This is a genomic window from Bradyrhizobium sp. CCBAU 45321 (assembly GCF_028128975.1).
Taxonomy (GTDB): domain Bacteria; phylum Pseudomonadota; class Alphaproteobacteria; order Rhizobiales; family Xanthobacteraceae; genus Bradyrhizobium; species Bradyrhizobium yuanmingense.
Window position 1 is genome coordinate 10,197 of record NZ_LFKZ01000011.1, and the last position, 23,341, is coordinate 33,537.

Annotated in this window: 21 protein-coding genes and 2 pseudogenes; 6 read left to right on the top strand and 17 right to left on the bottom strand. The window is 61.6% G+C overall.

Going from position 1 to position 23,341, the window contains the following annotated elements; translation table 11 throughout:
• Window positions 1-418 precede the first annotated feature (418 nt).
• From ACM43_RS01160 to ACM43_RS01175, 4 genes are all read right to left on the bottom strand, one after another.
• Window positions 419-1,492, bottom strand: coding sequence for a relaxase/mobilization nuclease domain-containing protein (locus ACM43_RS01160; protein WP_036029626.1), 1,074 nt, complete (start codon window positions 1,490-1,492; stop codon window positions 419-421).
• Window positions 1,489-2,007 carry a MobC family plasmid mobilization relaxosome protein gene (locus ACM43_RS38710; RefSeq protein ID WP_036029623.1) on the bottom strand — a complete coding sequence of 173 codons (519 nt, stop codon included), beginning with the start codon at window positions 2,005-2,007 and terminating at the stop codon, window positions 1,489-1,491. The genes ACM43_RS01160 and ACM43_RS38710 overlap by 4 nt, the downstream gene beginning before the upstream one ends.
• A gap of 424 nt (window positions 2,008-2,431) precedes the next feature.
• Window positions 2,432-3,412, bottom strand: a complete 981-nt coding sequence (locus ACM43_RS01170) for a ParB/RepB/Spo0J family partition protein (RefSeq protein ID WP_036029620.1) — start codon at window positions 3,410-3,412, stop codon at window positions 2,432-2,434.
• Window positions 3,402-4,163, bottom strand: a complete 762-nt coding sequence (locus tag ACM43_RS01175; RefSeq protein ID WP_036029618.1) for a ParA family protein — start codon at window positions 4,161-4,163, stop codon at window positions 3,402-3,404. The genes ACM43_RS01170 and ACM43_RS01175 overlap by 11 nt, the downstream gene beginning before the upstream one ends.
• A 798-nt stretch (window positions 4,164-4,961) precedes the next feature.
• On the opposite strand from ACM43_RS01175, the pseudogene ACM43_RS01180 reads away from it, so the two are divergent.
• Both ACM43_RS01180 and ACM43_RS01185 read left to right on the top strand, forming a co-directional pair.
• A pseudogene (locus ACM43_RS01180) lies at window positions 4,962-5,164 on the top strand (WGR domain-containing protein).
• Window positions 5,165-5,269: 105 nt separating this feature from the next.
• Window positions 5,270-5,575, top strand: a complete 306-nt coding sequence (locus tag ACM43_RS01185; RefSeq protein WP_036029616.1) for an HU family DNA-binding protein — start codon at window positions 5,270-5,272, stop codon at window positions 5,573-5,575.
• Window positions 5,576-5,593: 18 nt separating this feature from the next.
• On the opposite strand, the gene ACM43_RS01190 is transcribed toward ACM43_RS01185, so the two are convergent.
• Both ACM43_RS01190 and ACM43_RS01195 read right to left on the bottom strand, forming a co-directional pair.
• A complete protein-coding gene (locus ACM43_RS01190) occupies window positions 5,594-5,737 on the bottom strand; it encodes a hypothetical protein (RefSeq protein ID WP_167361699.1) in 144 nt (47 codons plus the stop codon).
• A 61-nt stretch (window positions 5,738-5,798) separates the two neighbouring features.
• Window positions 5,799-6,110 carry a DUF736 domain-containing protein gene (locus ACM43_RS01195; RefSeq protein ID WP_018273795.1) on the bottom strand — a complete coding sequence of 104 codons (312 nt, stop codon included), beginning with the start codon at window positions 6,108-6,110 and terminating at the stop codon, window positions 5,799-5,801.
• A 1,044-nt stretch (window positions 6,111-7,154) separates the two neighbouring features.
• On the opposite strand from ACM43_RS01195, the gene ACM43_RS01200 reads away from it, so the two are divergent.
• Window positions 7,155-7,355 (top strand): hypothetical protein, encoded by a 201-nt coding sequence (locus ACM43_RS01200; protein WP_074448463.1) that lies wholly within the window; start codon window positions 7,155-7,157, stop codon window positions 7,353-7,355.
• A gap of 190 nt (window positions 7,356-7,545) precedes the next feature.
• Here ACM43_RS01200 and ACM43_RS38550 read toward each other — a convergent pair whose 3' ends face one another.
• The 6 genes and pseudogenes from ACM43_RS38550 to repA form a co-directional block, all read right to left on the bottom strand.
• A complete protein-coding gene (locus ACM43_RS38550) occupies window positions 7,546-8,958 on the bottom strand; it encodes a S8 family peptidase (protein ID WP_333919121.1) in 1,413 nt (470 codons plus the stop codon).
• Window positions 8,955-10,007 (bottom strand): S8 family serine peptidase, encoded by a 1,053-nt coding sequence (locus tag ACM43_RS38555; protein WP_333919123.1) that lies wholly within the window; start codon window positions 10,005-10,007, stop codon window positions 8,955-8,957. Before ACM43_RS38555 ends, ACM43_RS38550 begins: the two co-directional genes overlap by 4 nt.
• A gap of 15 nt (window positions 10,008-10,022) precedes the next feature.
• Window positions 10,023-11,005 (bottom strand): annotated as a pseudogene (locus ACM43_RS01210) (AAA family ATPase).
• A gap of 678 nt (window positions 11,006-11,683) precedes the next feature.
• Window positions 11,684-12,916 carry a plasmid replication protein RepC gene (gene repC / locus ACM43_RS01215; protein WP_036029614.1) on the bottom strand — a complete coding sequence of 411 codons (1,233 nt, stop codon included), beginning with the start codon at window positions 12,914-12,916 and terminating at the stop codon, window positions 11,684-11,686.
• Window positions 12,917-13,113: 197 nt separating this feature from the next.
• Entirely contained in the window at window positions 13,114-14,133 is a 1,020-nt protein-coding gene (gene repB / locus ACM43_RS01220) for a plasmid partitioning protein RepB (protein WP_036029612.1), read from the bottom strand.
• Window positions 14,130-15,344 carry a plasmid partitioning protein RepA gene (gene repA, locus ACM43_RS01225; RefSeq protein ID WP_036029611.1) on the bottom strand — a complete coding sequence of 405 codons (1,215 nt, stop codon included), beginning with the start codon at window positions 15,342-15,344 and terminating at the stop codon, window positions 14,130-14,132. Before repA ends, repB begins: the two co-directional genes overlap by 4 nt.
• Window positions 15,345-17,113: 1,769 nt before the next feature.
• Between repA and ACM43_RS01230 the strand changes: the two genes are divergently transcribed.
• The 3 genes from ACM43_RS01230 (at window position 17,114) to ACM43_RS01240 (ending at window position 19,231) form a co-directional block, all read left to right on the top strand.
• Window positions 17,114-17,359, top strand: a complete 246-nt coding sequence (locus ACM43_RS01230) for a type II toxin-antitoxin system VapB family antitoxin (RefSeq protein WP_036029606.1) — start codon at window positions 17,114-17,116, stop codon at window positions 17,357-17,359.
• Window positions 17,359-17,781, top strand: a complete 423-nt coding sequence (locus ACM43_RS01235) for a type II toxin-antitoxin system VapC family toxin (protein ID WP_036029602.1) — start codon at window positions 17,359-17,361, stop codon at window positions 17,779-17,781. The genes ACM43_RS01230 and ACM43_RS01235 overlap by 1 nt, the downstream gene beginning before the upstream one ends.
• 250 nt (window positions 17,782-18,031) lie before the next feature.
• Entirely contained in the window at window positions 18,032-19,231 is a 1,200-nt protein-coding gene (locus tag ACM43_RS01240) for an RHE_PE00001 family protein (protein ID WP_193375213.1), read from the top strand.
• A gap of 297 nt (window positions 19,232-19,528) precedes the next feature.
• On the opposite strand, the gene ACM43_RS01245 is transcribed toward ACM43_RS01240, so the two are convergent.
• The 5 genes from ACM43_RS01245 to ACM43_RS01265 form a co-directional block, all read right to left on the bottom strand.
• Complete coding sequence (locus ACM43_RS01245) at window positions 19,529-19,825, bottom strand: type II toxin-antitoxin system RelE/ParE family toxin (protein ID WP_018273807.1); 297 nt, start codon at window positions 19,823-19,825, stop codon at window positions 19,529-19,531.
• A complete protein-coding gene (locus ACM43_RS01250; RefSeq protein ID WP_036029597.1) occupies window positions 19,822-20,130 on the bottom strand; it encodes a type II toxin-antitoxin system RelB/DinJ family antitoxin in 309 nt (102 codons plus the stop codon). The genes ACM43_RS01245 and ACM43_RS01250 overlap by 4 nt, the downstream gene beginning before the upstream one ends.
• A 135-nt stretch (window positions 20,131-20,265) precedes the next feature.
• Window positions 20,266-20,577: a DUF736 domain-containing protein gene (locus tag ACM43_RS01255; RefSeq protein WP_036029629.1), complete on the bottom strand. Its 312-nt coding sequence runs from the start codon at window positions 20,575-20,577 to the stop codon at window positions 20,266-20,268.
• A gap of 660 nt (window positions 20,578-21,237) precedes the next feature.
• Window positions 21,238-22,164, bottom strand: coding sequence for an ArdC family protein (locus tag ACM43_RS01260; protein ID WP_036029594.1), 927 nt, complete (start codon window positions 22,162-22,164; stop codon window positions 21,238-21,240).
• Window positions 22,165-22,458: 294 nt separating this feature from the next.
• Complete coding sequence (locus ACM43_RS01265) at window positions 22,459-23,046, bottom strand: hypothetical protein (RefSeq protein ID WP_036029591.1); 588 nt, start codon at window positions 23,044-23,046, stop codon at window positions 22,459-22,461.
• Window positions 23,047-23,341: the final 295 nt, after the last annotated feature.

Genomic DNA, 23,341 nt, shown 5'->3' on the forward strand with positions numbered 1-23,341 from the left:
ACTTCTCCATCACAATGCCCAAGCTGATCAGCTTAGCTTACTTTTGTTTGCCTTCAGTTCCACCAGTCGCGAACGCCAGCGTGTCCACGACCCAACTGCACTGTTCTCTGTACGCTACTAACGGAAATTCACCGGCACTGGCGGCGGTGTGGCTGGGCGCGCACGTCTGACCGCCGCGTGAATCGCAAGCTTGGGCATCCCGGCGGCGCGTGGCGACACGGTGGCGACACGGTCGAAAACAGAAAGCCGCCCTTGGGGCGGCCTTCTAAAAACCTCGTATCGTCAGAGGTTTAGTTGGTTGCGGGGATACGATTTGAACCTATGACCTTCAGGTTATGAGCCTGATAGCGTCCTTGGTGGCCTTGGCGGCTCCCGGTGGCTTGCACAGACCATATCTAGCTCGGATATTTGGTCCAACCTATCTGGTAGGCTCTTGGCCTCTTGTCTTCTCGCGCCCCTCTTTACCGACGCCCTGCTCTGCGTCGCGACGCCGAGTATTGGCAAGCTTCGAAAGCTCGTTCTTCAGCGCATGCCGCCGAGTTTCGACGGCAGGCATGTCCTCGACGAATTGCCGTATCTGTCGCGCTAACGCTTGATCTGCTGCCACTCCAGAGCGCTGCAGCTCGGTGGCATAGTCGAGATATTGCCGCCGGATCGCGTCCTGACGTGACTTGATCTGTTCGTCCCAGGGATGTTTCGCAGTCCTGCCGCCCCTCACCTCCGAAAGCACCTGCTGACGAGCGAGCCGATCGACGTCGGGTGTGATCTTTCGCTTTCGCATAGCTCGCACCGCCCCGCGATCGGCCTTTCGAACCCGTCCGCGGGTTCGCCGCGGCGTCGCTTCTGCCGCAATTCCGCGAAGCCGGAGTTCGCCAGCAAACCGCTCCCGCCACGCCTGAAGATCCGCCTTGCGGGGGTTGAGACGCTTGCCGTCATGGCCCAGCGACCGGACCGTCAAGTGCACGTGGGGATGTTTGTCGTCGAGGTGTTGGACGAAGACATAGTCGTGGTTGTAGCCAAACGTCTCGATGGCGAATGCCCGCGCTGAATCCTTGACCGCGATAGCATCGGTACCAGCCGGCATCGACAGAATAATATTGACGGAAAGCGAACCGTCGCGGCGGCGCTTGTCGTCGAGACCGGCATCATCCTCCCAGCGTTGCTGCAGATCTTTCAATCCGGAACGACCCGCCAAGGTCGCGCCCTGCTCTGTTTCCGCATCGAGCTCGCCGTTTCGCGTGATGTAAGCAAGGTGCGACTTAAGATGCGCCACGCCCTTGGTGCGACCGGTAATCTTGACCATCACCTCTGGTGCCCGCCGCACGATGCGTTCGAGCTTTGCGCGCATCGCCGGCGTAAGCCAACCGGGAGCGGCCGGATCGGGGATGTCCCACTCGGCACGCCGCGGGCGCCGATTGGGCGTCTCCCAGACATACGAGATCGGCGGAAGTTCGGAGGCCAGGTCGGTCGGCCGCGGCGGGCGCCGGCTCATCGCCGTCCATCCCAATAATCCGCGTTGCCGTGCAGCGCATTACGTAGTCGCGCGAGCTCTGTTTCAATGACCATTTTGGCTTCTCGAATTGCGGGTAGATCGGTCTCAACCGCCCTGCCCTGCAGCACACTGGTGTTTGCGGCCCGCGCGATCTGGTTGATGTTGCCACCGATCCGGTTGAGTTCGCGAACGACCGCGCGAAGTTCGTCATGCTCGTTCGGGGAATGCTGCACGGGCGACCCTAATCGCGAGCGAACCAGGGCGACGATCCAGCCCGTTCGCGTCATGCCGCGCTGATGCGAAACTTCCGCGAGCTGCCGCATCTCGCTCTCGCGAAATCGCACCGTCACCTTTTCCGGGCCTCCAACCGGCAACGCCAAGATGCGCGGGGCCGGCGCAGCTAGTGCATCAGCAATGAGACGTCGAAGCAGCGCGGATTTGCCGCCCTGGGTCGCTGCAAGAACTGAGAACTCCGCCGCGACCTGGTCGGAGACGCGAAGCGAGATCAGAGCCATGCACTCCAATCCCAATCGCGATGTAATACATCGCTGGCGCGAAGCCTATCCTGCACTAGAAAACGCGAATCCTTCCACCCCCTCCATGTTGGTTCAAACCACCGGGCTCGGCAGTCAAGGCTCGGCACTTGCTCCAGGTGAGATCCAACCCAGCCCGCGGTTGATGAGGAGAGCTCTTCCGGAAATGACGTAGCCGTCACCCCTGATGCTTGTACTCCACGAACACCGCGCGGGCAGATTCGCAACACTGGCACCGAATATGTGGACCGCGGCTTTCCAGCAGCCTCCGGCCTCTCTACAGCGCTGTGGGGGGCGCGTTCGGCCTCCGGCTGCTGCGCTAACGCGCCATCCTTCGGATGGGAAATCCGCTCCGCCGTCGCACCAACTGTAGCACTGTCTCCGGGGAGGCTGTTTAAGAGCAGCTTCATGCCGACACGATCTCCTCGATCGTGATGGTCGATGCTGGAACCTCTTCCGCTACTTCTGCGCCATCGATCAGCAGCACGGCGTGGCGTGGGCCTCGAGACGCGAGCCGATCGATCAGAAGACAACCCGTGCGATCTTGGTGACGCACTCTGATCGTCAGCGATGGCCCCATTCGCTCGCGCCGATTGACCGAAGAGTTCGGGCGCTTTCCGGCGGCATCCGCCTTGCGGCCTCTCTCTATAGGTTGCGATGCCACTTGCGGAGCGACCTGGCCTCGTGGTGGTTCAGCTCCAGAAGTCCCTTCGTCATCAGCAGGAGAACCGCGGACTTTCGCGCGAACTTCGCGGGCCAGTTGGCGGGCGTATGCGTCGGTGAAGCTTTCCTGTGCTGCGCATAAGGTCTCGACGGCGGTCGGCTGCTCACGCCAGGCTTGGTAGAGTTCATACACAGCACGGATTGATGAGCCGGCAAGCTTCGAGCGAAGGAACTCCGGCATGTTCTGGACCGACGCGTAGCGAGACACCCAATCCCTGGGCTTACCGAGCTTGCGCGAGATGTCAGCTTGGTTATCACCCTGCTCCAAGCGGTCCGCGATGAACGCCGCGATTTCGGGGGCATTGAGATCATCGCGCTGGATATTCTCGATCATCTGAACATAACGATCCGCAGAACCAGCCGCATGAATGAAAGCCGGCAGGTCACGGAGCCCGGCGCGCTTAGCCGCACGATACCGCCTCGCACCCATGACAATCACGTACCGGCCTTCCTCGGTCGCTTGCCGCAGCACGATTGGTTGCAGAACGCCGTGCTGAAGGACCGATTCCGCAAGCTCCTCGAGCTTCTGTTCGTCGAAGCTGCGACGGGGCTGGTCCGGATCTTCGTCAATACGGTCGATAGAGATGCAGGTCGGTTGCCCGATTGTGGCCGCATCATCTTCCGCGGCGGCGATGAGCTGCTTGAAGCTGAGATCAAGCGCCACGTGCCGACTCGTTCATCTGGGCGACGATCTTGGCGAGAACATCGCGGATTTCCCGACCAGCCTCCTGCGCAGATCGGCGCTTCAGCTTCCAGACCGGCACGCGCTCCGCGACGGCTTCAGCGTAGCCGTCCCTTGCAACGATCTGCCCTGGGAACACATATTTGCCAGCCTCGCGCAAGAGTTGCTCAAGATGCGTCCTTTGACGGGGCGATTTCGTGTTGAAGTTCGAGGGCAGCAACCCGAGGAACTTCGTTTCCTGGCGGCCATAACGCCTCTGCACGCCGATCACGGTCTGCATCAGACCTTTGACGCCCTTAGTCGAATAGTCCTCCAGATAGATGGGGGCTAGCACATGCGATGCCGCAACCAAACAGCCGACACTGCGAAGTCCAAGTGACGGCGGCGTATCGATGACGCAGGCATCGAACTGATCCGACGCGATAGCGAGGTTCTCTTGCAGAGTCGTGATGGCGGCTGCATTGCTGCGATCGAGATCAGTCAGTGAGCTATCGGCCGGCGCGAGAGTCAGGCCTTCATCGGCTCGGGGTACGACCCGTATCCCCGGCTTGAACAAATCCGCGGCTAACGTTGAACTGGCGTACTGCCTCAAGGTGTCCGACGCATTGCTCTGCGCATCAACGTCGATCACGAGAACGCGGAGATTCGTTTCCGCCATGAACCAAGCCAAATGCACAGCAAGAGTCGTCTTGCCGACCCCGCCCTTTTGATTGTTGATGACAATGGTCTTCATAATAGGGTCCGAAATGGGTGTGACGGCACGGGAGGCATCTTATCGTCCATCACGTCGTGGGGAATGTTGGTTTGAACCAACAGCGATTGCGAATCCGATCACCAAAACGATCCCCAAATTCATCCAGCGAATCCCCTGCCAGAAGAGTCAGGTCACTCCGGGCATCGGGAGGAGAAAACCCTGAGAAGCGAGATTGAATCGTGCTCGTTACTGTGGCACTGAGACGCCGTCGCGAGAGGATCGTCACGCGAATGCGCGGAGACCGTTGTGGGCTCCGGGAGCGTCGCCGCGGCGGCGCGAGTAGAGCCGTCCCCGGAGGGGCTCGCCCAAGCGGATACCGCTGCAAGAGTGGAGAAGCTGGAACGATTTCTTCTATGCTAGGGCTATCTGCATCGAAGGAAATACGTTCTACGCATCGCGAGAAAGATTCGTGTCGTTCCTCTTGAGGCCGCCCGCTGTAGCGAAAAAAAATTCCGACACTGCCAAAAAACTGGCCGTAGGAAGCTTTGAATCAAGGGCCGATCTCTTGCGGCCGGCTGTTGTGATAAAGGCCGGAGCAATTGCAAGCTTGGCGTTGCGACGCGCGCGTCCCGAAAGCGAAGTCTCGGTTGGAGAAGATTTAATCGGGCAACGGGTCCCGGTATTTCTGGAGCAACTGACCTATCGATAAAATGAATCGATCTGCCCGGTCGATTCATAAAACTCATTGGACGGCGCTTGCGAAGGAAGAAGAATCCGTCCGTGCTGAAACCCAAACCAGAGCCGCTTCATCTGCGCCGCATCGATGCCGCGTGCAATATGCGGTGGTTCTATGCGCTCTCCACGCAGCCGACCTTGTTCGGAGAAATGTCGCTAATCCGCAATTTGGCCGGATCGGCACGAATGGCCAGATCATGATGCAGACCTTCAATGGCACTGCAGAGGCGATCGAAGCGTTCCGACGGTTGGAGCGTGCCAAGCGGAGGCGCGGTTACGCTGCACTGGACGAAAAGCTGCCATAGTCTGGGAATTTTCGGGGACTGCAGCTCCGCCTGTGATATCGGCTCTATCTGTTCCACTGCTTTGATGTCAGACGAGCAAAATCGAAACAAGATGGAGCTCATCCCATGACGACTGCCAATGAGATCGCCGAAAAGATTGCAGCAGAGAACGACCTGACAAAGGCTCAGGCGAAAACCATCGTTGATAGCGTGTTCAAGGCGATCGCTGATGCGGCCGTAAGCGGAGCCGAGACCAGCCTTCCCGGCTTCGGCAAGTTCAAGGTCAAGGATAGCCCCGCCCGCGAGGGCCGCAATCCGTCGACTGGCGCAACGATTGCGATCGCAGCTTCCAAGAAGCTGACCTTTACGCCTGCCAAAGCCATCAAGGATGTTCTGAACGGAGGAGCGCCCCCGAGCGACGTTGCATCGTAAGTCGCAAGACGAGGGGGCTTATGCCCCCTCCTCGGCTGCGAGCGCTTCGTTGCGTTGGCGGATGAATTCGGCGAGCTCGCGTTCGAGCGCCTTGCGCTCCGCCGGCGTGAATACGCATTCGCGCAGCCCGGCCCGCAATTCTTCAATGGTGTCGATGGTCATGATCGCAACTCCTGTCGAAGGAAGCAGGCCCCGCCTTGCGGCGGAGCCCGCTGGCTGAGCCTCAGTCCCGGTTCGGCCGGGACCAGATCAGCTGGAGGCCTTCCGCACCCTCGACCTCGGTCAGAGTGGCGTAGATCGGAGCGGGGAAGCTCGGATCGTCCAGCTTGACGGAGAGGTAGTCGCGCTCGGTGTCCTTGGCGGTCTTCTGCCAGGCCGCACCCAACTCGACGTTGCCCGAGTAGATACGGAAGTGCGGTCCCTTGTCGGAAGGATTTTCGACGCGAATCAGCTTGGCCTTGACGTTGAGGTTGAGCGTCTTGATTGCGCCGGAGAAGCCATTGCCCGTGGAGGTGAAGGTGCCGATGGTAGCCATTGTCTCATTCCCTTGGTTTTCTCGGGCCGCGCCTATCGCGACCTCGATGGCGGGCGTGAGACCGGAGGCGATCGACCTGCACCCAGAGGGCCGAAATGAAATGGAGGGCGGCCGGCAGCGACTTTCTTGGACCGCGAGGAATGGTGCGCAGCGCCAGGGGAAGAAAGTCGAGGACGGACGTTGCGGGGACAAGATCGAGAGCCCGCGAAGCGGGATCGGCCTTCGGTCAGACCAGCCTCTATCGAGGACGCAGATGGGTGCGCCCGTTGCGAAAGCACATGGAATGAAGACAGGCGGCCCCAATCGGGTTCAGCCACTCGGATATCAAGGCAACCGGCGTAGCAGCAAAACGCAGTTCACCTTAAGCAGGCCACCTAGGAGCCGCGTCATCACCTGCAATGGAGATCTTAGCTGTCGGCAACGTCGGTGCACCTGTCGAAGTCGCCATCGCAAGATCGATTACGAGGCTGCCGACGTGCTTGCCATGTGGACGCAACCTCGCCTTCCTTTCGCATCCATGCGACCCACCACCCTCCGAGGTGTCAAACAGATGTTCAGCACCGATGAACATGGTGGACGCCCCTCTTCGCGATGATTTCGTCGGCACGCGCGATGGAACGAAGCTGGAAGTGCGGGTTGGGACGCCGCAATAGCTTTGTGAGCACTCCGGCCGCAGCAGCAACACGCTGCCGGGCTCGATGTCGATCGGACACTATTTAGCCGGTGGCCGCAGCGGGCTATCCACCACTTCCGGCCGGCGGGGTCGTGCAGCGGATCGTCCTCGCAGGCCAGGCAAACATAGCGCTGTCGCCCGTCGGCGGCATCGTCGGAAATGGCCGTCATCGCCTTTCCGCACGACGGGCACAGCTTGCGGCTCGAATTTAGCGCAGCCATCGAATGTTTCCCTGCCGAGCGCAGCTTAGTTTCATGCCCCGGGCACAAGCGGTAAGCGCCGCAATCTGTCCGGTTGTGTCCCGCTCGCTTGACGCAGCAGCCCGTCAAGAGTGAAACTGAGCCTTTCAGTGAAGTTGCGGGGGTGGGGTCGTGGAAGATTTCTACAGAGGCTTCGCGCAGCGGGCGCGTGATTTGGCCGAGAATGCGGACCCATTCACCAGGCGGCGGCTGCTCGACCTCGCCCAACGATACGACTTGAAGAGCAAACCAGGATCCGGAGGCAGTCGGTCCATCCCGCCCCCGCGTGCGACGCCGCCGACGGTCCTGTTTTCCGGCTCCGGCGAAGCTTAGCCAATCCATCTCGGTGACCTGGCCGGCGCTTTCCGTGTTTTTGACTGTCCTGATCGGTCCAGAGGCCACCTCGCCCGCCCGCGTTTCGCGGCTATTGTGGCCCTCGACGGGGTCCGGATCCGTGGTCGAATGGAAAAGGCCGGCGATCTTGGCGCGGAGATCTGTAGCCATCGTCAGATTGCCGTCATCGCTATGCAGCGGGAATGGGGATCGCGAGTTGGTTAGCGATCGGCGTATAGATATCGATGTTGGCGCCAGGGGCGCGAACCGAGACCAAAAGCGAATATCGCGCCGATCGATCCCACCGTTGCAGCGCCGGCTTCTCCTTCCACCACCCACTCACGGGGAAGACGCCGATGGCGTCGCGCTCCGCAAGCGCCGCCGCGCTCCCGCGCCAGATGTCTGAATGGATCGAGCCGCGATCGCGGATAGGTCCAAGGACCCAATCATCCCCACCGGCAGCGACCCCGATCTGCCCAGCCTCCTCGGCCTCCGCCGCCCTGTTTATGCGCTGCCGGAACTGCTGGAGGTTTTCGAGCGAGCGTTTGACAGCAAATCGCAATGAGTGCGAGGCGTAACGATGCTTTCGTGTCCAACCTCGCTCGCCGGGATTGGGTTCGACAAAATAGGACAGTGTGACGCGGAGCTCGACATCCTGATCGCCGAGGGCCAGCAACTCATCGCGAGGCCATGGCAACTGATGCAGATTCATGTTGCGCGTCTTGATGACAGAGCCATCGCGCCGAAATGGCAACAGCGCGTCCTCCACCATCATGGTCGCGTCGTCCGTAGCGCTCCACAGAGCCCGGCCCAGATCAGGCACGCCCCAGCCGTAACGCCGCAGCATCGCCATTTTCTGGACCTGAGTAGCGGCATCGTCGAAGCGTGCCCGCATAGCCGGCGTCCACTCAGCGGAATGCACCAGGAGCCCGCGCACGGTCTCTGGCCAAAGCTCCGGCCGCGCGGCCAGTACACCGACAGCAAGATTGGACCCGAGTGCTGCGGCAGCACTCGTGTCACCGAACGTCTCGAACATCCGCATGATCGGTCGATAGTGCGTCGTGATCAGTTGAAGGTCGTCGATCGCCGAGGCTGGGTTCGCCCCATCGTGCGCGAAGTTGCCTCCTTCGAATACGACGTCCGGGCGGATCGGCCACTGTCTCTCCCAGATACCAGATGTGCGGCTGGCGGGCGACAAATCACCTGCAGGGGCGACAGGCTCCCAGCCCACATAGTCTGGGTGTGTGATCGCAATCTTGTCGGTGTAGGCACCCACAACGAGCGGATTCCAAGCCTGAGCGGGGCTCTCGACTTCCTCCAGATCGTTCCGATCGAGATAGCCACCAACATCTATGTCGCCGCGCAAATTTCCCGCAGCGAGCACCATCAGCCGCCTGCGATCGCCGCCACCGTAGCAGAGCTGATCAATCGCCGCCGACCACGACGACCGCCGCCCACGGCCTAGTCCTACCTCGCTGGTGACGGCTAGGCAAAAGACGCGGCGGCGCCGCGGTGCGCGCGCCTCGGCCTTTCCGATCCCGGCTTCAGTGATTGCGCCGTAAAGCTCAGGATCATTTTGACCGGCTGGCGGCAGGATCTTCACTGTTTCGAGGCGGTGACGCAGATCGATCTCATCGCCACCGTGAGCGCCGCCTCCAAGTCGCCATAGAGTGCGACGCCGGACATCGACGTACCGTGGCCGTTCCAAAAGGCGCTGTCACCCACGCCCCACGCATCATCATACGCGTGCTGATCCGCGGCGTCCAAGCCGGGCTCGATCAACGGGTGGGCTCGGGTTGCACCGCTGTCGAGAATGCAAACCGCTGGCGCAAGCGCGTCCGGGCCATTGATACGATCGACAAGATCGCCGGCCCAATCCGCTTGCTCGACCGGCCGCATCTCAAGGAAGAGCGTGGGCGTGTCCTTCGCCAAGCGAAGCTCCGCAACGGCGTCCGAGTTTTCGACCAACCGCCCCATCATTTCTTTGGTCGCGAGTGCCAATACGACGTCGCGTTCCGGGAAATTGATCGCGTGAGACTTCAGCGCAATGTTCAGCCGCTGCGCCACATGCCGAAACGTCTCAAGCCGACCATCGCGAACCCAAACCTCCCACCAAGCTTGTCGCCCGGCTTGAGGAAAGACCGCAACGTCGTCGGTGAAGAGCGACCGGACGATGGCCAGCCGGATATCCTCTATCCGGGCGACGAGCGCTTCGTTCTTAGGCTTGCCCGTCTTCGTGTTCTCGTCGCGGTACGCCGTGATCTTGCGTGAAAAAAAATCGGCGGAGCGCTCCGGCACAAAAACTGTCGCGGAGACCATCTCGTCGCCGTTCGCAACCGGACGGACAGCTACCAGCTCGATCGCAGCAGGCCGGTTCTCAAGCCCCTCGACGGCAGCACGCTCCGCTAGGGGAATCTCGAATTCGAGATAGAAACCCTTCTCGCCTTCGGCGACAGCTTCATCGCGCGCCGCCAGCTTGCGACGGGCGTCGGCAACGGCACTCCCGATCGCCCTCTCCAGCTTCTGAGCGTGGGCCGCTCTAACGCGCGCGGGCGGCAATCCAGTGATGACCAGGCGCGGGGATGTGTAGGGTTCTGCCTGTCCGCCGCCCTCGACATGGAAGTGCGGCCGATTGCGTGGTGCTCGGGCCATCTCGCGGCGACTACCTCAACTTGTGGCGGCTCTACGCTCCGCCAATGTCGAGAGCAGTGTCGACGTCCTGATTCCATCCGCATCAGAGAGCACCGCGACCTTCGCCGCCTCGTCGGCGGCACGCGACACTTCAGCTTGGCTCAACCCCAGGTCGCTTCCAGAATCTGCGTCCAGTCCAAATCATTCAGCTCGAAGCCGGTCAGATGAGATTCGAGGATGCCACGGGCGATTTCGGGACTCGGCAGGCCATAGGTAATGACATCATCGAACCGTCTGAATACGGCCTTGTCGAGCAGCTCCGGATGATTAGTGGCCGCGACGATGAGGCTCGGGCCGTCATCGTTCTCCAGGAATTGCAGAAATGAGTTCAGAACGCGGCGGATCTCACCCACGTCGTTCGGACCAGACCGTTGTGAGCCGATCGCATCGAACTCGTCGAAGAAGTACACGCCGCGCTGGACCGCGATCGCATCGAACACAAGCCGTAGTCGCGTCGCGGTCTCGCCCATCAGTTTGCCGATAAGTCCATCATACAGCACAGTGAATAGCGGTAGCTTCAGCTCGCCTGCAAGAGCGGAGGCCGTCATGGTCTTCCCGGAACCAGGAGGGCCGACGAGGAGGAGCTTTCGACGCGGCGCAAGCGCCCGCGCCCGCAGCCGCTCCTGCTGGCGTTGCTCGGTTATGACACGCGCTAGCCGCTCATGCAGGTCAGGCCCAAGCACCATGCTGGTGAGGCGAATATCCGAATAGCGAGCTGCAAGCAGGCTGCTCAACTCGCCCTTCGGCTGCGCGAGCGGAACCGGGCCAGCACCCCGACGCGCGACGGTAGCGCCCTTGCCTTTCGCGGCGTCGATCAGCTCGCGAAGTTCTTGGGCGAGCTTCCCATGCCCCTGACGCGCCTCATGCGCAGCAAGCTGCGTCGCCACGGAGAGGAAGCGTTCTTCATCTCCGGCGATATGGCTTCGCAGCAGTGCGACGATATGGCGAGCAGTGGTCATAATCTCCCTTCGGCGCGACCCGCGGTCGGCCCCTTGAACAGTAATGTCGTCGCACCAAGCTGTATCGAACAAAATTTTCCGTGTTTGGCTCGATCCACAACGTTCGGCTGGCAGCCTGCCCGCTGCTGTATCGTAGCTGACACCCGTTAACGGTCTCCGGTGCAAGCCTCAGACGCGCGCATCATCGCGCTACCCTTTTGCCGCCGCCGCCCCTCTTGAGAACAAACAAGGAAAATGATGGGCTTTCCGTCCTTGGAGGTCAAGAACGAGCTTGCGGCCGGGCCCGCCTTAGAGTCATCGCGCGCGCAGATCGAGAAGATCGAAGGCCGAGGCCGTGAAATCGGCGCTTCCATTCGGAACCTGAATTTCGACACGCGCCTGTCGAGCGACGGATTCCGGCTGGGCATGCTCCACAAGAGCGCAGGTAAGGGCGCGGTCGACGGCGCGGCTGCTGCGCCTTTGCCGCTGGCCCTCGCGGGCCCAATCGGTCGGTTCGCAGGACAGTCGTGCTCGGTGAAACGACCACTCGATCAGATCTGTTCCTGCACGAGGCCCAATGCACAATCGCCGCACGGACGAATCTCCGGGTCGCCAATCTCTGCGCCGCGCTCGATGAATTTGCAGCCAAGGGCCCATCGAATTCGACGTCAGTGGCGCACAGAGACGCTTACCCATCCGTCACGCCGTTCGTTTTTCATGAAGCCGGGAGTTGATCTGCGACATCAGGATCGGGCCAAGGGAAAACTCCCCAACCTCCGCTTTCCGCGTCAGCCCGCGCAAGTAGCCGCCGGCTGACCTAATCGCGGCGCCGCGCTGCAGGATACACGCGACGACGACCGCCGCCTGCATTTCACCCAGAACGGTTTGCGCCTCCTCCCAGGCGCTTGGGCTGATCCCCAACGACGACCGCACGACGGCCGCCGTGGCGAAGAAATCGCGCCAGTTCGAAATTCCACCTTTCGCATAATCGACGATGTCTGGGCATGCACTCAGGACCATTCCCAACGGATACGCCCCCTCGGCGACTCGTGATGGTTGAGGCTTTGACTCAGCTCCCGCCGCCCTGCCTTCTCGGAGGCAAGGTTCAAGATCAGTAAAGGCATCGGTATTTGAATTCTGTATGTGGCGCTCAGAATGGGACTCATTGGCGCTCGTATTCTTGGATTTGATGTGTTCTTCCAGAAGATTGAGCACGTCGTCAGCAAGCTGCGACAGCTCGTCGGCGATCGGCTCGAGCTCCTGACGCGTCGCGGTGCGCGGAATCTGGGCGACCATTGCGCGGAAGGCGGCGTGCACCTCCTGCCAATCAGCAGGCCCCTGCCCTGTCCTTCGCGTCGGGACGCCTTCCTCGATGCCGGTTGCAATCATCTTCGCGATGTCGCGCCGGCACAGCGTAATTCGCTCACGCACCAGCTTGAGTGCACGGGCTTCCGCTTCGATATCGGCCGCCAGGCTCTCGAACTCTTCCGAGCGTACGACGAGCGGTGATAGATCGAAGCCGAAGGCGAGCTCGATTTCACCGGCATTGTCCTTGCGCGCGTACCGTTTGCCATTAGGGCTGTCGCGCCGAACGATCAGTCCCGCGTCGACCAGCACTGCGAGGTGACGCCGCAGCGTCGATGCCGGCATGCCGTGCGCCCGCCGACTGAGCTGATGGTTGGACGGGAAGACGATCAGATCATCCTCGCCAGTAAGCGCGGTCTCAGGATGGAAGGTCAGGAGCGCATTTAACACCGAGAGCGAACGCTCCGACACGCCAAGGCGCGGCCGTGCCGTGCAGATGGCGTGGAAGATCTTCCATTTGTGGACGATCTTTTCGGGAGGACGTTCGGTTGCGACCATCTGGCTTGCCACATGGGCAAGCGTCAACGATCGCCGCCCAAAAGGCGTCGTTGGAGAGTGTGACTTCATGTCTTTGCCTCAGCTGGGCAAAGAAAACCTGCTCGCCGAAACGACGATAAAATCGCGTAGAGGCTCTTGACTGCGATTCGCGAAAGTGATTCTCTGTCAGTCGCCAAACTTGAAGAGAAGGGCTTCCGGAACTCCGTTTCGGGGGCCTTTTTCTTTTGCCTTGTCTGCTCCTGGTTCGTGTTTACGGGACGAGGCCGTCAGGCCTCGGTAGTTTCCTGACCGCTGCTCGTCTTGGAAAAGGTGTCGAACAGCGCCGGGAGTTGGTCGACAAGAAATGCCGCGAATGTCGCCGAGACATTCTTGTCGAGAGTAAGCTTCAATTCGCGCTCGGCCTGACGCACCTGCGCAATCTTATGGCCGGATACGGAAAAGACCGGCTTCTCTTCCGATGGCTTCGACGTCCCCGCGGAAGATGAACGGCTTGCCGCAGTGAATGCGGCGAGAAACCGGGCATCGGTCTCTCGCTCTGCAAATTTCGGTTCAGCGATCGCCGCTCTGACACGTTTGAGTGCCGCGGCGTCCTTGATCAATTCAGCGAACGTCTGCCAGCGGGGGCGGCCGACTTTCGGCGCCTTCCCGATTGCTTGAACGACGTCGGCTGGAACGGATCGAGCGACAGCGAGGAGTCTCGAGGTCTCCGCCCTATCAATCGACAAGGCGTCTTGCGCGATTGCTCGGCTATGCCCGGCATCTTCGATATGCATCGCGAAGGTGGCCCGCTCAATGAAACTCAGATCTTCGCGTTGTGCGTTCTCGAGTCCTTGCGCCACGACAAGCGCTTCATCTGACAGCGCTCGCAGGATCGCTTTGACGGAAATACCTAGTTCGCGTGTGGCGCGGACGCGGCGATGACCATAGGCGCTTTGGTAGCGCCCTTTCGCTTCAGGATGCTCCCGAACGAGAATGGGCACCTCTTGGCCACGCTGTGCGATCGACTGTTTGAGGGCTTCGAACGAGCTATCATCCTGGTCGCGAAACCTGTCCACTAGCGGTGACGGATCGATAAGCGAGGGGTCAATTTCAAGGATCATGGCCCCGGACGCCATCTTGTCGCGCAGCTCCTCGTTCTCTTTCTCGACTTCAGAGAAAGAGTCTTTCAACGAGCGCACGGAGCCCGCCGAAACCCGCGGCAATGCAGCGGGCATGTTGTCAGCTGACAACACGCTTGATTGCGGGGTCGTAAAAAGGCTCTTGATGGTGTCTGTACGTTTGCTCATCGACCCCACACCTTCTTAAGAAGTTGCGCGATTTCGGCATTGACCGCGTCGACCGATTCCAACGCCCGGTCGTAGGCGCCTCGCCCTACTGCGCCGCGCTCCAGCTCATACAGTGATTGCTTGGTCAGGCCGGCATTGGCGATCGCGGTCGACTTCCACACCGTGGCCTGGAGCACATCCGATCCAAAAAGCGTCCGGAGGAGAGCCACGATTTGAGCTTCGGGCACGTCATTGGGATCGTGACGCGTAATGACATACCGGATGAAATCGTGATCGAGGCGCCCACCCGCTTCCTCGATGACGGACATGAGGTCCGACGTCATGAGGAGGAATTGGCTCATCGATGCGACGTCGACCATCTGAGGATGGATAGTCACGAGCATCGCGGTCGCCGCATTTAGCGCGCCCATGGTCAAGTAACCAAGTTGGGGCGGGCAGTCGATGACGACGACGTCGTAGTCGTCGGCGACCTGGTCGATGGCGCTGGCGACACGGCGAAAGAATAGATCGTGCCCGCGTTCACGCCGCTCGACCATTGCTCGCGGCGTGGTGTGCTCGAACTCCATGAGCTCGAGATTGCCTGGCACGAGACCTATCCCGTCAAAATAGGTCGGCCGAACGACCTCGCGCATTGGCCGCCGGTGTTCGTCATATCGAATGGCACCGTACAGGGTTTCGTTCGCGGCGATGTCGAACTCGGGTTGGTACCCGAACATTGCTGACAACGAAGCCTGCGGATCGAGATCAATCGCGAGGACCCGAAAGCCGGCAAGAGCGAGGTATTGCGAGAGATACAACGCCGTCGTTGTCTTCGCGGAACCGCCTTTGAAGTTCGCGACGGTGATGATTTGGAGCTTGTCACGTGGGCGCCGGCGCGGGAGAAATTCCAATGCCTCGCGCGGTCGCGCGGTGGCAAGATACCCGCGCAACTCATGAATCTGGGCCAAGGTATAAGATCGGCGTCCACCAAGGCCTGTCGCTGGGGTCGGTCCAAGTCCGTCGAGAGAGAGCTGCCGAAGGTACCCATCGGACACGCCCGCAATTCGCGCAACCTCACCTGAGGTAAACGAACGGAGCGATTTGCTAGCTGAAGGCGGGAACAGTGTCGTCGCGAGCGAGCGAAGCTGGCCGGAAAGAATGCCGGCATGCCGAGAGATCCGCGCAGACGCAGTCTCGCTCATCGTAACCGAATCTTCCGCTAAGATCGCCATTTGCCTTCTCAAGACGGTTTCTGCGCGTCAGACGCCTAATCGCCGTCTTGAGAGATGGCCACGATTCTATGATTTGAGCAAGAAATAAAGGGTTAACGAGTTCTTAACGCTCAGTGGTGCGCCTAACGGCGAGCAGCGGCTTTTTGGGCGCAGCGCTGTTGTTGTCAGCTGACAACAATGGCCCCAGCAAGCCGAGCGAGCCTCTACTATAGCGCGATTCGGCTAGGCTGGTTGGATCTCTCAAGCGTCATTCGGGTACGATGCTAGCCGGTGGATCAAGTGTTCCTATCGTGCGATGCGCCGGGGCCTCTTTCCAGGCGGCCGTAAACCCTCGCTTCCGGGGTCTAGTCGGCGTGCACCGGTGCTTGACGGTCGTTGATCTATCCGGCGCGAGCGGACCTATTCCTCGCTTCCCAGCAAGTCGTTGCCCGGAAGATCGCATGTCTCGTGACGTACGGTGGGCTCCAGGGACCGACGGTCCCGCGAAAAGCACCCTACCCTCTCGTTGAAGCGCCGGAGCCGGTGGCCAGCGGCGAGGTGTTTGTGATGTTGGTTCGCTAGGTTCAGCAGCGCGCTGGGCGGTCGCAGTGTGGATTGACGCGCCACTGCGGCACTTCGCTCGGCCGCCGCTCGCCAGGGCAACTAAGCAAGCCCCACGCGGTAGCAGGTCGTCTCCGCCAATCAGCAAAACGAACAAGGGTCGAGTAATCGACCGAATGCATTCCGGCCATTCGCGCTTGCTGTTCCTGGACTACCAGCCGCAAGGCCGACCAGCACCCCGCGCGGCGGTGGCCCCGCGTCATCCGCCGCACAAGAGATCTGTTTCGGCGAAGGAAGCCAATGCGCAGTCGGGTCACCACTTAACCGGCACCGCCCGTGCGGCGGATCGACCTCGCGCCGGGCCGAATCCAATTTTAGCGCCTGGCGCCCAGATGCCCCAGATACCATCGCGAGCCTTCGAGTTCGAGGCGAGCGCGCCGCAACGGATCTCTCTTCCTGGACGAGACGTTTCGATCGCAGGGAAACGTAGTCCCATCGGAAACGCCGCACAGATTGTTGTCAGCTGACAACATCCCCTTGGCCCAGACCCGCGCAATGGGATGGCGGCGTCGCGGTCGGGTAGGCGAAGGCGCCGCCGGACCTTGGGTGATCACGGCCAGCATCGGGGTCGCGCCATGACCGCGGATCATCGGGAAGAACCAGCCGAAGAGTAGGCTGATCTCACGCCTCGATCCGGACTTTCAGGAAGTTGATCCACAGCATCCGGCGCCGGAACGACACTCCATCGGCAGACAGCAAGGCGGATCTACAATCCAATCTCGCGGGGTTTGCATAACGCCGAATGAGGCCTATCGGGAGCGGAAAGTCGCCTCGCGCTGCGGTCTCGGGTAGCAGACCCTGGAGGAGTGTTGTCAGCTGACAACAAGAGTCTGGGCCTACCAAGGAAATGGATGTTGTCAGCTGACAACAATTTGTGTCCTCCGGCCACCGAAGCGCGTCCTGCCAGTCCTCGTCGATCCGCGCCCTGATGAATTCAGGAGCTGGGACGAGGTTGTCCTCGGCCGGAGTCCGGTTGAGGCCATGGCGTGTGGTCTTGATGAGGAAACAGCGCCCGGAAGGCCGGAGGGTGGCATTCATAGAATGATAACCATAGAAATCTACGGCCTCCGTGCGTCTTCTCTATCAGATTTCGCGAAAATACCCGGCCTTCACGCGGTGTAGCCGGAATGCTATATAAGGATACACGATGCGCGCTAGAGGAGCGCCCCATGGCCTTCCATATCAAGAATCCGGAGACCGACGCGCTGGCCCGCAGGGTCGCGGCGCTGAAGAAAATCGGACTGACCGAGGCCGTGCACACGGCACTCACCCATGAACTCGAGCGCGAGCAGGGCAAGCCGTCATTAGTCGACCTGGGCGTCCAGTTTTGTCGCGATTTGAAGGCAAAGGGCAATCCGCAGAACGGCAAGCCTGCTGACAAGGCGTTCCGCGACAGCCTGTACGAGGATTCCTGATGTTCATTGACGCTTCGGCGCTCACCGCGATGCTGACCGACGAAGACGAGGCGCGCGAGCTGCTGGCGCGCGTGCAGCAAAGCACAACCCGGCTGACTTCGCCGCTGGCCGTGTGGGAGGCGGCGATTGCCATCGCCCGCGTGCTCGATCTGCCGATCGCCGCGGCGGCCGAAGCGGTCGAGAGTTATCTCGCGCTGATCGAAATCAAAATGGTGAACGTGGCGCCCGAAACAGCCCGCATCGCGCTCGACGCCTTCGACCGCTTCGGCAAGGGCCGACACCCGGCGCGGCTCAATTTCGGGGACTGTTTCGCCTACGCCTGCGCCCGATATCTTGGCGAACCGTTGATGTTCAAGGGCGCCGATTTTCCGCAGACCGATATCGAGGCGGCCTGCAAGCGAGCCCGAGCGTGGCAGAAGTAATGAACATTGATTCGCGGCGAGGCCACCGAACCTGCGCTGGGAAGCCAGCCCGCTAGCCGTGATGACAGTCGACCTGGCCGACGAGGACATCTGAGCGCGGACGGCGTCCGGAAGAGGGCAGGGAGCTGACCGGCGGCGCATCTTCTCGGCTGTTTGGCGCCGACCGGCGACTAACGTTGCTTGAGATCGCCAGAATTCGTTGATTTGCGACCCGAAATTCAATTCTGGACGGTCCGGAACCCACATCGCTATGACGGAAGCGAAAGTCGTGTTAGCTTCCGTTTCGCTGGTTCTCATTAAGGTTATCAGGACCTTGCTGCCCACCTACAAAATACCCAATCCGCTACCCTGGGACCAGCTCATCGGGCCGCTCGCCGCCGCCGAGGATGCCGTGGCCCGCTTCGACGAGCGGCTGGCCAAAAGCCCAATCCGCGACGGCGCAATCAGCCGGACACACTTCACCGATGCCTGCGCCAGTTTGTGGCTGGACGGCGAACTTGTCCACCTCGATGACCTCGTGCTCCACGACGCCGGCATGGACGTTCGCGCTCCCACCCATGAGCTGACTCGCGCCCACGCCGTGCTGCGCGCCCGTCGGCGCATCGCCGAGGCGAAGCCCGAATGGGCGCTGTCGGCTCCGGGGCTCTCCAGCCTCCGCGGGCGGGGCGAGCGAGAGCAGGAGACGAGCAGCCGGAAGGAAGGTGAGGGAGGTTTTGAGATCGACGAGGCCCCCGAGCGGGAGGAGGTGGGTCTCGAATTGCCCCTCGGTGTCCTCGAGGCCGATCCCCATCTGGCCGCCGCTTTCGACGCGGTCGACGCAGCGAACGCCAGCGCGGAGCGCAGGCTTGCCGACGAGACTCGGATTCGGCCGGAGCGGGATTCTCTCATCTACGATCCCGACTGGGATGAGGAGGAACGCCTCGATCACTGGCGCGATGTGGTCGACCAGACTCGCGGCTTGCCGCCGACCCTGGCGGGGGCGATTGCCGCCGACGCCTGGGGTGAGATCGAACCGCTCGAGCACACGCCTTGGCTCGGCTGCCTGCTCACCGCGGCATTGTTGAGGGACCGCGGCAAAACGCGATCGCATCTACCGTGCCTGCATGCTGGGCTGAAAAGCATTCCGCGTGAGCGCCGGCGGCCACGCGACGCCGCAGCACGTTTGGTCGTGCAACTCGAGGCCATGACGGCCGCCGCCGAGTCTGGCCGCAAGGATCACGACCGCTGGCTGATGACCAGAAACCTGCTCGCCCGAAAACTCGCCGGCCGTCGCACCACTTCAAAACTGCCGGCTCTCCTCGACTACGTGCTGACGAGGCCGATCGTCTCGGCGGGCATGATCGCGGCGGAACTCGGGATCACTCCCCGTGCTGCCCAAAACCTGGTCGCCGAGCTCGGCCTGCGCGAGGCGACCGGGCGGGGACGCTACCGGGCGTGGGGCGTCCTCTAGAGGCGAAAGTCCGTGCTGTGAACGCTCGGCAGAAAGGCCGTCTCGTCCAGATGAAAAAGACACCAACAAAAATGCCGCGCGGTTGAAATCCAGCGCAGCGGCCGTTTCCAGCGCCCGAGGGTGTGACGAAAACTCCGGTCACGCTTGAGACGCTGACCAAGGCATTCGTCCGGCACGCACGCGAGACGAAGTCTTGAAGATTTAGTTTGATCGTACTTATCGTAGCCAACCTACGATATAAGCAATAAATCGAAACTTGCCCGTCCAGCTGGTCGCACGGTACTGTACGGAGCCGCCTCAATCGTCGTTGGTAAGTTCGTCGGGCCACATCTGCGCGCCATGGAGCACGCGCAAGATGCGAACGGTATCGCCGTCGACCAGGTACGCCGCGACATAAGATGTACGCGGAATGACCAACTCGCGCGTCCCAGCGACACGCCCCGGCCGGCCGCTATCCGGAAAGTCGAGCAGGCGCCGCGCGGCATTGGCAATCTGTTCGTCGACATGAACCGCGGCACGAGGATTCTCGGCCTCGATGTAGCTGAAAATGCTGTCGCGATCGGACAACGCGAAGCGCGACCAGACGAGTTTCACCGCTCCTGCTCCGGCGCTCTTCGAAGCGCAGCGGCACGGCGTTGTGCGAAATGCGCTTCGACCTCGGAATCATCGATATCAGGCCGCGTGTCGGCCAACGCCTGGCGCACCTTCTCACGAAACCAGCTATCGTAAGCTTGGCTGTTGCTCACGAGCTCCAGCGGAAGCATCCCTTCATTGGCCGTGCGCGTCAGCAGGATCCGCACGGCGTCGGATACCGTGAGACCCATATTTTCCAGAACCGCGGTGGCCTTTTCCTTCACGTCCGCATCGATGCGGGTTTGGACCAAGGCATTCGAAGCCATAGCGACCTCCTTTATTCGTAGCTAGATGTAATACATTTGAATGACATGCACCAGAGCCTATCACGGCTCCGTGAGCCGAGGCTGTGACAGCGGGCAAATGGCCCCGCCTTTCGGCGGGGCCGTTGCCGTGGCCCCTCAATCCCGATTCGGGCGGGACCAGATGAGCTGTAGGCCGTCCTGGCCCTCCACCTCGATCAGGGTGGCATAGATCGGAGCCGGAAAGCTCGGATCGTCCAGCTTGACCGAGAGGTAATCGCGCTCGGTGTCCCTGGCGGTCTTCTGCCAAGCCGCTCCCAGCTCCACATTGCCGGCGAAGATGCGGAAGTGCGGTCCCTTGTCGGAGGGGTTCTCGACCCGAACCAGCTTGGCTTTGGCATTGAGAGCGAGGGTGCGAACCGTGCCGGTGAAGCCGTTGCCGGCCGAAGTGAAGGTGCCGATGGTAGCCATTGTCGTGTCCTTTCGGTTTCCCGGGCCGCCCATCGCGGCCTCGATGGCTGGCGACAGACCGGAGGCGATCGACCCGCACCCCGAAGGGGCCGGCACGCAGTAGAGGGCAGCCAGGGCACGACTTTCTTGGCTTGCGCGAGGAATGGGCGCGCAGCGGCCAGGGGAGGAAAGTCGTAACCGGCTGTTGCGGGGTTAAGAGCGAGGCGGCGCTCAAGCGACGACGCCCTTCGGTCAGACATGCCAATCGAGGACGGGGTGGGTGCCAGAAGAAACGGCCGAGGAAAACGACACACTGGCACCATCGAAACCTTGACCGACGAAACAACCCGATCACCGTTCACCGCACATATCTTTCAGTTCCTCAGGCTTGCGGGTCGAAGCCCGAAACCGGCAAGCGCGCTGCTCTGCCGTCAGCGAGCCTCGCGGTCCGAAAGTGAATCCGCAGGCCGCGAGCGAGATTTGCTCGGCACCGCGACGACCTGTGCAAAGTCAGAACGTCGTCCTCCTGAACGACGGCACGCAAGGCCACAATCAGGTGGCGCAGAACGAGGAATGAACGGACACTGGCCCTCGAGCGGGCCAACAAGGCCGGATCTCTGCGCTGAACCACCGGATAGCTAGGGGGCCGGCAAGCGCCGACGCCAATCACGTTATGGCTCATCATGCTGCCTCCTCGACCTCTGCGGCCTTCGGCTGCTGGTCGTGCAGATAGGCAACGGCGCGTTGCGCATGCGCGGCAGCCGAGAAGATAAAGCGCTTCTCACTCGATAAAACGTCCAACCACGATGCGAGGTAGCTTGCATGATCAGGTCGCGGTTCGAGTTCGGGAGAGATCCCGAGATCCGCGCAGAGGAAACAGCTCCCGAGTTCGGCAATCAACTCTTCGCGCGCGCGTTCGCTCCGATCCTTGCTGTAACGGCTGAGATCGCGATTAACGCGGTGAGCGGGAGCGGTCCAGTGCACGGTTTCGTGGGCTCTGACGGCGACATACGAGGCCGTGTCGCGAAAGCTTTCGATCATTGGCACCTGGATGTGATCGGACGGGGGCGAGTAAAACGCCATCGAGCCGCCGTGCCGAACGATCGCGCCGGTGTTGGCAAAGAAAGAGTCGGCGTGCGCGTTGCGCTCGATCGTTGATGCGATAGCGGCCGGCCGATTGTAATAATGCTCGGGCAAGCCATCGATTTGATCGACACAAAAGACCGTATAGGCTTTGAGGAAGGGGATATCTTTTTCGACTTCGTCGCCGTGGGCGTCGGTCTCGGTCTTGGTGAAGCGGCTCGCATACACCACAGTGCTGCCGGTCTCGCCCTTGCGGACATGCGCGCCGAGTTCGCTGGCCTGCTTGAACGTCATCCAGATCGGACAGCGGAAGCCGCGCGCGACGGCTTCTGACCAAAGCAGCACGACATTGATGCCCGTATAGGGCTGGCCGTTGTGCCGCAGCGGTCGCGTGATGTGGCCTGCCATATTCGCGGCGGCCCAAGGTTGAACCCAAGGGCGCACACCGCGTTCGAGCTCTGCGACAATGCGGTCCGTGATGCGGGCGTACAGGTCGCCTCGCACCTTTTCTCCGTTCCTGTTCATTATAATGACCTCCGTTCGGGAGGCCGCGCCCATCGCGGCTCCCTCACGGGGTCCGCCACCGCCGGGTCCAAGGTCCGCGCACCCGCAGGGCCGAAGCAGCGCGAAGGACGGCAAAGCCGTTGCGCGGGCATAGGGTCCGGCGTAGGACCACGGACCGGGAGGAGCCGATGATCGCGCGCAGCGCGGGCAGGCGCCCTTGTTGCAGCGGCGACACGAAGATGGGCCGGTCTGGCAGACCGGCCCGCGAGGTGGCTGCAGTGGAAGAGGCGCGGGGCCGAGGCCCCGCGCTGACGGTTAGTCGAACGCCGACATTTGCGCCTTGGCCGCCTTCCGCCCGACGGTATCGGTGGTGTTATCGACGGGACGCTCGAAAGGCTTCCAGGTCTCGCCGACCACTTTTTCGTAGGCGGCGACGGCGCCCTCGGCGGCCATGCGAAGCGCATGAGACTGCACGCCCATGTCGGCGGCGAATTCACGCTTGCGCTGTGCCTGGCTATCGAAGCCTACCGGACCATCGAGATCCTCATCGCGGCCGTCATTGGCGAGCTTGGCGGTCGCATCTCGCGCTTCGGTGACAGCGCGGGTGTAGAATTGGCCAGCGCCATGCGCGGAGCCGACATAAGCGCCGACGATCCGTTGAAGGTGAATCTGCATCGCGCGTTCACTCAGGCCGTCCTTGAGCGCGTCGGCGGTTTCGATGATGAGCCGCTCATGCAGATCGCGGATGCCGTCGCTGTCCAGGATCGCAAGGCCGAAACTTTCGGAGATGCGCTGTGCCTGTGCCGAGTCGGGGCAGGCGAGCCGGACCATTTCGAGCGTGGTGCCCTTGCGAAGCGGGATGACGCGGGCGCTGGCGCGAGAGGAACGAGCAGGTTTGGTCATGTTGAATTCCTTATCTGGTTTCGCCGTCAGGTTCGATCCAGCCCCTGCCGGACCTCCCTTCGGGTGCGGTCGGCCAGCGCCGCCGGGATGAGGGCCGCTTCAAGGTCCGGGGACCGCCAGGCGAGCGAGGTCCGGCTGCGGACAAGCAGGGCCCAGATTGCTGGAGCCCTGCGCCGAACGCGGCGGGGCCTTGCCGAGATCGGCGGTTCCTGGTCACTTGCGACTTGGCCTTGAAGCGGACCGCCGGCGGCGCAGACCGCAGCAAACCCGAGGGGAGAGCCGACAGGGTGCGGGC